Raw genomic sequence first — 1,225 nt, 5'->3', positions numbered from 1 at the left:
TAACTAGTCCAAAAAAAATCTATATGCATATCATGTTATAGTAAAGAATTTAGGAAATCCTAAAAGGAGGCATTTTCATGTTTGAAGATAAATCTAAAATAAATTACCCATATGAATTTACTGAAACCACAACAGTTCCTCTAAAGAACCCCATTGATAAAAAATTCAAGAACGGCACAGGTACACATAACTTTCCAATTAAGAAACACTACAAAGAGCAAGTTCTATACACTGAAAAAATTAATAATAATAAAAATAAATAATCGTATAGATCCTTATGACAATTAACCAAATAAGAATCAATATTAGGCCATGCATAGTTATGTCTTTAATAATGTAAAAATCTTCATTATACTATTCATGCACCTTTTAAAAAGTGCTGTATACAGCGCTTTTTTATACATAGATAAATATAAGCTAACGCAGCCAAGAAATAAACTGCAAAATTACTTCACCATATTCTCGTTTAACAATTAAATCTACATATTAAAAGGGAGCAACAGTAAATGTTGCCCCCTTTTGAAATATAATTTATTCACTGTGCAAGAGGAAAAATTAGTTAGACTGAAAATTATTGTATCAATTAGATTTTCGTTTCCAGTCTAACTAATTTTTACTTTACATTAATTACCTTTTTATTTTCATATTAAACTAAATTTCTTCTATCCTAATTGGGTCAATACAATTCGAGTTATAAATTATGAATTCTTATACTATATTAAAAACTTAATTAAAGAAGCCTTATTCCCTCTCATTGTTCTATATAACAATTCTCCAGCATTCAACACTCGAAAACATTCAATTTCTAAACTCTATTTGCAAAATCAACTTTATCTATATCCTCTAAAATATTTTTTAGTTCTTTATATTTATTACGATTTAAATATGCATTAATTTTAAAGATAGACTCTAATAAATCTTTCATCTCTATTTCTTGTCTTCTATATAACTTTATAGATAATTTCACGCTTGATAATTTTTCTTTCATTTCTATTTGTTTTAATGATAAAGTTTCTCTTTCTTTACTGTAAATATCTTTAAACTCTTTAATTAACCAAGCTGCAATAAAAAACACAATAAACAAAATAAACGCTTCTAACGAATTATTTTCTAAACCTAAAAAATTAGAAATTTGTTTTAATATTTCATTCAATTTATTCACCTAACTTTTTATTTTTATTATATATCTATATATAATAAAAATAAAATATTTTAGCGTTAATTC

At 24.2% G+C, this 1,225-nt stretch carries 2 protein-coding genes; one reads left to right on the top strand and one right to left on the bottom strand.

Annotation, left to right across the window (positions count from 1 at the left end; all coding sequences use genetic code 11):
• The first annotated feature begins 77 nt into the window (after nucleotides 1–77).
• Nucleotides 78–263 carry a hypothetical protein gene (locus DN403_RS29840; RefSeq protein WP_000461138.1) on the top strand — a complete coding sequence of 62 codons (186 nt, stop codon included), beginning with the start codon at nucleotides 78–80 and terminating at the stop codon, nucleotides 261–263.
• 542 nt (nucleotides 264–805) lie between these two features.
• Here DN403_RS29840 and DN403_RS29835 read toward each other — a convergent pair.
• The gene (locus DN403_RS29835; protein WP_255452088.1) at nucleotides 806–1,153 is read right to left on the bottom strand and encodes a hypothetical protein; all 348 of its coding nucleotides are present in this window, start codon (nucleotides 1,151–1,153) and stop codon (nucleotides 806–808) included.
• Nucleotides 1,154–1,225: the final 72 nt, after the last annotated feature.

Origin of the sequence: Bacillus sp. AY2-1 (assembly GCF_008368965.1) — a bacterium.
In the GTDB taxonomy this organism is placed as follows: domain Bacteria; phylum Bacillota; class Bacilli; order Bacillales; family Bacillaceae_G; genus Bacillus_A; species Bacillus_A thuringiensis_S.
The sequence above is the reverse complement of the archived record's forward strand: the minus strand, read 5'-3'. Positions and strand labels throughout refer to the sequence as shown.